At 34.2% G+C, this 8181-nt stretch carries 9 protein-coding genes and 2 pseudogenes; all 11 read left to right on the top strand.

Annotation, left to right across the window (positions count from 1 at the left end; translation table 11 throughout):
* Positions 1-194, top strand: a 194-nt coding sequence (locus BN2144_RS20270; RefSeq protein WP_222860065.1) for an Rpn family recombination-promoting nuclease/putative transposase, incomplete at its 5' end; no start/stop codon positions are given.
* A pseudogene (locus tag BN2144_RS20895) lies at positions 169-471 on the top strand (Rpn family recombination-promoting nuclease/putative transposase). The gene BN2144_RS20270 and the pseudogene BN2144_RS20895, both read left to right, overlap by 26 nt.
* A gap of 38 nt (positions 472-509) precedes the next feature.
* On the top strand, positions 510-884 hold the full coding sequence (locus BN2144_RS20265; protein ID WP_222860080.1) for an RpnC/YadD family protein: 375 nt from the start codon (positions 510-512) through the stop codon (positions 882-884).
* A 616-nt stretch (positions 885-1500) separates the two neighbouring features.
* Entirely contained in the window at positions 1501-1707 is a 207-nt protein-coding gene (locus tag BN2144_RS04690; protein WP_042337621.1) for a BrxA family protein, read from the top strand.
* A 4-nt stretch (positions 1708-1711) separates the two neighbouring features.
* Entirely contained in the window at positions 1712-1861 is a 150-nt protein-coding gene (locus BN2144_RS20590) for an Rpn family recombination-promoting nuclease/putative transposase (RefSeq protein ID WP_222860083.1), read from the top strand.
* Positions 1836-2138, top strand: a pseudogene (locus BN2144_RS20890) (Rpn family recombination-promoting nuclease/putative transposase). Before BN2144_RS20590 ends, BN2144_RS20890 begins: the two are co-directional and overlap by 26 nt.
* 38 nt (positions 2139-2176) lie before the next feature.
* A complete protein-coding gene (locus BN2144_RS20255) occupies positions 2177-2551 on the top strand; it encodes an RpnC/YadD family protein (RefSeq protein ID WP_222860080.1) in 375 nt (124 codons plus the stop codon).
* A gap of 616 nt (positions 2552-3167) precedes the next feature.
* A complete protein-coding gene (locus BN2144_RS04680; RefSeq protein ID WP_033827166.1) occupies positions 3168-3764 on the top strand; it encodes a DUF1819 family protein in 597 nt (198 codons plus the stop codon).
* Positions 3765-3775: 11 nt separating this feature from the next.
* Positions 3776-4342, top strand: a complete 567-nt coding sequence (locus tag BN2144_RS04675; RefSeq protein WP_033827165.1) for a DUF1788 domain-containing protein — start codon at positions 3776-3778, stop codon at positions 4340-4342.
* A 19-nt stretch (positions 4343-4361) separates the two neighbouring features.
* Positions 4362-7922 carry a BREX system P-loop protein BrxC gene (brxC, locus tag BN2144_RS04670; RefSeq protein WP_033827164.1) on the top strand — a complete coding sequence of 1187 codons (3561 nt, stop codon included), beginning with the start codon at positions 4362-4364 and terminating at the stop codon, positions 7920-7922.
* An 11-nt stretch (positions 7923-7933) separates the two neighbouring features.
* On the top strand, positions 7934-8181 hold a 248-nt coding region (locus tag BN2144_RS20050; RefSeq protein WP_033827163.1), incomplete at its 3' end, for a hypothetical protein.

Here is an 8181-nt window from a genome sequence, read left to right as displayed (position 1 = left end):
CCTTTGGAGATGTGACGGTCACGAAGGATTTTTTAACTAATTATTTGCCAGAAAGTATAATGGAGATGATTGATGTCAACACTCTTGAACCAGAAAAGGATCGTTTTATTAATGAAAAATTGAAAGAAAACTTTTCGGATTTACTTTTTAAGGTAAATATTTGTGGCAATGAAGGATACCTATATTTATCATAAAACCGCTCTTCAACTGTTAAAATATATAATAGAAATATGGGAGGCAAAAAGTGAAAAGGAAAAGAGCAATGAGCTTCCAATTGTTATTCCTTAAGTCATTTATCACGGTCAAAAAGATTGGAATATAGGATTGAGTTTAGGGGAAATAATACAGGGATATGAAGAACTTACACCAAATATTCAGCGGCTTGTTCCGAACTTTGAATACTTGCTTTATGATCTTTCAAAATATAAAGATGAGGATATAAAAGGAGAGCCCAGCTTCAAATTATATTAACGACATTACGAGATATCTTCACTAAGGATAGTATAGATTTGTTTACTACCATTAATAGGGCTGTAAAATACTTGCGGGAATTAGAGGATCACCAAACTGGGATTCGTTACTTTGAAACTCTACTTAGATATATATTTAGCGCCGGAAGAAACTTAACGAAATCGGAATTGGTGGATATGATGAAGGAAATTGAAACGAATTATCCAGAAGGGAGAGATGTTGTGATGACAATAGCTGAACAATTAATAGAAGAAGGTAAAAAACAAGGGCTAAAACAAGGTATCGAAAAAGGGATAAAACAAGTTGCGATTAATTTGATAAAACAAGGTATGGAGTATCGTTTTATCGAGAAAGCAACAGGCTTATCGATAAAAGAAATCGAGGAAATCTCAGCGGAAATGAAAACGAAATAAGTTGTTAGAGCTAAAGCTTAGTCAATGCACTTCCCGTGTGAGGTGCTTTTTTCATTCAAGAGGAGGCGGTAAATAAGTTTGGGAAGAATCGCATGGCCACCTGAGTAAAGGTGCAAATATTAAAATCTTTCCACACGATTACGCCTTATTTTATTCATTGATTAGTACCCAAAAGGAAAAGTTTTTGGGTACTAATTGTAAAAAGAACGACAATAGTTTTATTATATACTTCTCATATTCGTGTAATTAATTTCTTAATGAGCTTCTTGAATGACTCAAGGAAAATTGAATTAATACTAGAGTAAAAGTAGAATAAGAGTCAAGTGAATACTACGTTACGAGGTGACCTTCGTGGAAGTAAGACTTTTTTCCGTGCGCAAAGGGATTTAACAGTAGTGTTAAATCAGTTCGTTGATTTTCCTGTTGTCAAGAAGAAATTAAAGAGGATGAGCTTATAGAAGGTATAAAAAGCTTATATGAGCTTTAATCAAGAGAAGTTGAAAAAAATGATTTTACAAAAGTCGTTCAACAGCAATGGAAAGAGGAGACTCGCTGTCGTTGGGAAAATATTAGAATAGAAAATAGGATAAAAGTCTTGTATGAGAGGTAGGTTTCGATGACAATAGAATTAGAATATTCTTCGAGCTTGAACGGTGCGTCTTATTTATTATTTGAGCTTAAACAGGTCATAAAACTAAAACAACAGGGATTAACATTACCTGAAATCAGAAAAAAAGTAATCGATGGAAACCTATTCCAATTTGAAAATAAAGGAAGAATGANCCTTTGGAGATGTGACGGTCACGAAGGATTTTTTAACTAATTATTTGCCAGAAAGTATAATGGAGATGATTGATGTCAACACTCTTGAACCAGAAAAGGATCGTTTTATTAATGAAAAATTGAAAGAAAACTTTTCGGATTTACTTTTTAAGGTAAATATTTGTGGCAATGAAGGATACCTATATTTATCATAAAACCGCTCTTCAACTGTTAAAATATATAATAGAAATATGGGAGGCAAAAAGTGAAAAGGAAAAGAGCAATGAGCTTCCAATTGTTATTCCTTAAGTCATTTATCACGGTCAAAAAGATTGGAATATAGGATTGAGTTTAGGGGAAATAATACAGGGATATGAAGAACTTACACCAAATATTCAGCGGCTTGTTCCGAACTTTGAATACTTGCTTTATGATCTTTCAAAATATAAAGATGAGGATATAAAAGGAGAGCCCAGCTTCAAATTATATTAACGACATTACGAGATATCTTCACTAAGGATAGTATAGATTTGTTTACTACCATTAATAGGGCTGTAAAATACTTGCGGGAATTAGAGGATCACCAAACTGGGATTCGTTACTTTGAAACTCTACTTAGATATATATTTAGCGCCGGAAGAAACTTAACGAAATCGGAATTGGTGGATATGATGAAGGAAATTGAAACGAATTATCCAGAAGGGAGAGATGTTGTGATGACAATAGCTGAACAATTAATAGAAGAAGGTAAAAAACAAGGGCTAAAACAAGGTATCGAAAAAGGGATAAAACAAGTTGCGATTAATTTGATAAAACAAGGTATGGAGTATCGTTTTATCGAGAAAGCAACAGGCTTATCGATAAAAGAAATCGAGGAAATCTCAGCGGAAATGAAAACGAAATAAGTTGTTAGAGCTAAAGCTTAGTCAATGCACTTCCCGTGTGAGGTGCTTTTTTCATTCAAGAGGAGGCGGTAAATAAGTTTGGGAAGAATCGCATGGCCACCTGAGTAAAGGTGCAAATATTAAAATCTTTCCACACGATTACGCCTTATTTTATTCATTGATTAGTACCCAAAAGGAAAAGTTTTTGGGTACTAATTGTAAAAAGAACGACAATAGTTTTATTATATACTTCTCATATTCGTGTAATTAATTTCTTAATGAGCTTCTTGAATGACTCAAGGAAAATTGAATTAATACTAGAGTAAAAGTAGAATAAGAGTCAAGTGAATACTACGTTACGAGGTGACCTTCGTGGAAGTAAGACTTTTTTCCGTGCGCAAAGGGATTTAACAGTAGTGTTAAATCAGTTCGTTGATTTTCCTGTTGTCAAGAAGAAATTAAAGAGGATGAGCTTATAGAAGGTATAAAAAGCTTATATGAGCTTTAATCAAGAGAAGTTGAAAAAAATGATTTTACAAAAGTCGTTCAACAGCAATGGAAAGAGGAGACTCGCTGTCGTTGGGAAAATATTAGAATAGAAAATAGGATAAAAGTCTTGTATGAGAGGTAGGTTTCGATGACAATAGAATTAGAATATTCTTCGAGCTTGAACGGTGCGTCTTATTTATTATTTGAGCTTAAACAGGTCATAAAACTAAAACAACAGGGATTAACATTACCTGAAATCAGAAAAAAAGTAATCGATGGAAACCTATTCCAATTTGAAAATAAAGGAAGAATGAATCGGACATTACCTTCTATTATGAGAAGAGCTGAAGTAATCGATCAAGTTTTAACTGATTTAATGTTAGATGGTTCTGTTGAAAATGCAAAAATAATTAATTTATATGCCATTATGAAAACAGATCGGCTATTTTTTGAATTTATGAATGAGGTAATCAGTGAGAAACTACATAATAACGATCTGCTAATCGAAAAGAAAGATATGAATGTATTCTTCACCGCAAAAGCGGAACAAAGTGAAAAGGTGGCCAATTGGAGTGAAACGAATATAGAAAAATTGAAACGAGCCTTTATGCAAGTTCTTTTCGAGAGTGGACTATTGAAAGATAGACGTGGCAAGGAACTAAGTCGCTTAATTATAGATGAACAAATAAAGGAGCATTTAATCCGAATAGGGGATGCCAAGTATGTGTATGCGATGGGAGAGTGAACAACGTTAAGATGGCTACATTGAAGGAAAGGTTAAGGAAAATAAGTGATCGTATAAAGGAAGATAAATTTATCGAGGGTCATGGATTGGGAAACGAAATTAGTTTTTATATTTTTGATTACGATCCAAAAGATGAATTAGAAGTAAGGGATTATATTAAAATACTGCACAAAGAATTTAAAGACGGACTTTATAATCGAAGGATTATTGAGTTTGATTTATATAAAATGTTAATCGAAATTACAAAAGAAAAAAGAATTTACGACCGTATTTTTGAAATGGAGAAAAGGCAGGGTAAAGATGCTTTGTTCAAGGCACTAACAACATTTGCAAAGCCTGACATATTCCTGCAAAAAATGAAAGAACAAATAGGGGATCATCATGTTGTTTTCCTTACAGGCGTTGGGAAGGTTTATCCTTTTGTAAGATCCCATAACATTTTAAACAATCTCCAAGAAGTGTTGGACAAAACGCCCGTTATTATGTTCTTTCCAGGACAGTATGACGGACAATCGCTCCAATTGTTCGGCAAATTAAAAGATGATAACTATTACCGGGCATTTCGCTTAGTTGATTAAAAGTCGAGGGGGAAAAAGAATGCTACTTAAAGAAATGTTTTTAAAAAGTATTGAACGTGATATTCGCGGTGTCATTAAGGTTGCCCAAACAAGCGAAGATGATATTTATCAAGAACTTGACGAGTATGTTGTCACAGGAGAGCTCCACAGTCATTTCTCTAAGTTTTATGAGAATTATCAAAAGGGCATAGATGGAAAGACGGATAAGATGGGTGTTTGGATTAGTGGTTTCTTTGGTTCAGGTAAATCCCATTTTCTTAAAATTCTTGCGTACCTTTTAGAAAATAGGGCTGTGAAAGGAAAGAAGCCTGTAGATTTCTTTGAGGAAAAAATAAAAGACCCACTTGTATACGCCAATATGAAACGGACTTCAAACGTTGATACAGAAGTCATTCTTTTTAATATTGATTCGAAAAGCTCCCTTGATAATAAATCAAAGGAAGACGCAATTTTACGAGTGTTTATGAAAGTGTTTTATGATCATAGGGGCTATTATGGAGATATTCCTGGTGTGGCTGAAATGGAAAAGTATTTGGACAAACAAGGTGTATATGATGTGTTCAAAGCCGAATTCCAAGCACTATCAGGTGAAACATGGGAAGAACGTCGTAATAGCTTTTACTTTGATGCAGACTATGTGATTGGCGCTTTAACTAAGGCGACGAATATGACCGAGGAAACAGCCCGAAATTGGTTTGAAAATGGTGTAAACAATTTCGAAATTAGCATTGAAAAATTTGCTAAAGATGTAAAAGAGTATATAGATAGTAAAGGTCCAAACTTCCATTTAGTTTTCCTTGTCGATGAAATCGGGCAGTACATTGGAGATAGCCGGAATCTTATGTTGAATTTACAAACATTGACCGAAGATTTAGGTACATATGCAGAAGGGAAAGTTTGGATTATAGTCACTTCTCAGGAAAGCATCGACTCCATTGTTAAGGTAAAGGGTGATGACTTTTCACGAATCCAAGGTCGTTTTGACACTAGACTTTCCTTATCATCTATTTCAGTGGATGAAGTAATAAAGAAGCGTATTTTAGAAAAACATCCTCATGTACAGGACAAGCTTAGAGCGGATTATCCAAATAAAAGTGCCATCCTTAAAAACTTAATCAGCTTTCGAGAGACTACGGCAGACTTAAGAGGATATGAAAGTGACGTAGAATTTGCGGAAGTATATCCGTTTGTACCTTATCAATTTAAGCTGTTGCAAAATGTATTTGAACAAGTTCGTAAACACGGATCCTCAGGAAAACACTTGTCAGAAGGGGAGCGTTCTATGCTATCCGCCTTTAAGGAAGCAGGTCTCCGTTATAAAGATGCGAAAGAAGGAACATTAATACCATTCTATGCCTTTTACGATACGATTAAGGAGTTCCTAAATCCATCCATTTCAAGGGTTATCGAGGGTGCAAAAGAAAATCCTGTATTGAGAGATGATCCTTTTCATATCGACTTATTAAAAGTGTTGTTCATGATTAAATATATTAAAGAATTACCAGCAAATATTGATAATATTGCAACCCTCATGGTGACACATATTGATGAAGATAAATTACAATTAAAAGAAAAAATTAAAGTTGCTCTTAGAAAATTAATTTCACAGACGCTCATTCAAAAGAACGGGGAAAATTATGTATTCCTCACAGATGATGAACAAGATATTAACCGAGAAATTAAACAAATTAACGTAGATGAAGAAATTGTTAAACGGGAATTAGCCCACTATATCTTCCAAGATTTATACGATGATAAGCGTTTCAGCTATTCGAAAGAGTATTCATTCTCCTATAATCAAAAAATGGATGAAAAGAATTATGGAAACCAGACATCCAATATCGGTGTCCAAATTCTTTCGCCACTTTCCGATCATTATCATAAATCAGAACAAGAGTTAATGATGATGTCTGCTGGTAATGGTGAAATGATTATTAAACTCGGGGGCAATGAAACATATATTGAGGAAATGGAAGAAGCATTAAGAATAGAAGAATATCGGAAGAAAAGAAATCCGACACAACTTCCTGGAAACATCCAAAACATCCTTAACAACAAACAAGTGGAAGTACGGGAACGGAGAAGAAGAGTACGAGAGCTGTTAGAAGAAGCGATAAAAGATGGTACTTACTTCGTGAATGGTGTCAAAATGGACATTAAAGGTTCCTCTGTTAAAGAGAAAATCAACTCAGCATTTAAACATTTGGTAGATAATGTCTATACAAAATTAGGGTATGTAAAGAAATTTTTAGAAAATGAGCGAGAATTGATTGCAATATTAGCCTCTGAAAATGAGCAATTGTCCTTGGATGAGAACCCAAATGAAGGTGCTAAGAAAGAAGTATATGACTATATAGACATGCAGGATCAAGTTCAAAAACAAATTCGTGTAAAACTTGTGTATGACCGTTTTCAAGATAAACCTTACGGGTGGAAACAGCTTGATATTGCTGGCTTACTTGTAGAATTATTAAAGGAACAGAGGATTCGCATCCGGTATCATTCGGAGTATTTAGAACCAGAAAGAGATACGAACAAGTTATTAACTGTCTTTGGAAAATTAAGTGAAGCGGATAAAGGAATTATTATTAAACGGATAAAGGTCGATGAATCACTTATTCGTACAGCGAAACGGATTTGTAAAGAAGTATTTAATACAACGGATTTAGCAGATGATGAAGATGGTCTAATTAAAGATATCCGAACACTTATTGCGAAACAAATAGATGAAATTAACGCATATAAAGCTCGCTATGAAGGTCGAAAGTACCCTGGAATGAGTCTACTTAATAAAGGTCTCGAATATTTTGGTCAGTTTAACAATCAACTTGATAATGCCTCTTTCCTAATGAAATTAAAAGATTTGGAAGATGATTTAGCAGATTGGGAAGAAGATATTGTCTATGTAAAAAGCTTTTTTGGTACAAACCAGAAAGAGATTTTCGACAAAGGGTTAGCAGGACTAGTGAAATATGAAGAAAATAGAGCATATTTAGTAGGAAAAGAAGTAGAAGAAGCAATGAAGAAACTTAGGGAAATCGTACTAGACCCAATTCCTTATCGAAAAATAAAGGATATCCCTGAATTGCTTCATGCCTTAGAACAACAAATTCAATCCGTTTTAATCGAGACAAAAGAAAATGCGAAAGAAAAATTACAAACGGACTACAATGAATTGGTTTTACAGACGAAACAGTATGGTGTATCAAATGAAACAAAACAGCGTGTAGAAGAATATTATAACAGGATAAAAGTAAATCTTGACCAATTTACAGATATCTTTAAAGTCGATGCAACAATTTCCCAAAGTAATAGCTTTAAAGAAAGAACGTTAAGAGTTATTCGGCAAGAAATTACAGAGTGGCAACGGAAAAAAGAAGAAGAGCAAAAGAAAAATAACGGTACGGTGATTGAACCACCAACGGAACCAGTAGTACAGAAACAACCAGTAAAAGTAACCGAACTTGTTACAGCAAAAATTTTATCGACAGAAGAAGATGTAGATTTATATATCAATACGCTTTCCAAAAAGTTAAAACAAATTATCAAAGCGAATAAACAAATCGAGTTAATTGAATAAGGGTGAAAGTAATGAATAAAAGTGCATTGAAAAAGTTTGCGACAGAAGCTCGTAAAGAACTGCTGGAACGAGTGGAATTACAAGCAAGAAAAATTGGGATCACTGCTGAATCCATTCAAAAAGCAAATGTTGAAAGCTCGGACGCCGTCTTTATTGACGGCAGACAGCTTTCAGATATAGAAAGACGACAACGGAATAAACTCATTGCGCGTATCAATGAAATTGGTTTCGAACGCGTGATAGAAGAAACGGCATACAC

It is taken from the genome of Bacillus andreraoultii, assembly GCF_001244735.1.
GTDB classification, from domain to species: Bacteria; Bacillota; Bacilli; order Bacillales; family Caldibacillaceae; genus Caldifermentibacillus; species Caldifermentibacillus andreraoultii.
This window is presented reverse-complemented; position numbering and strand designations above follow the sequence as displayed.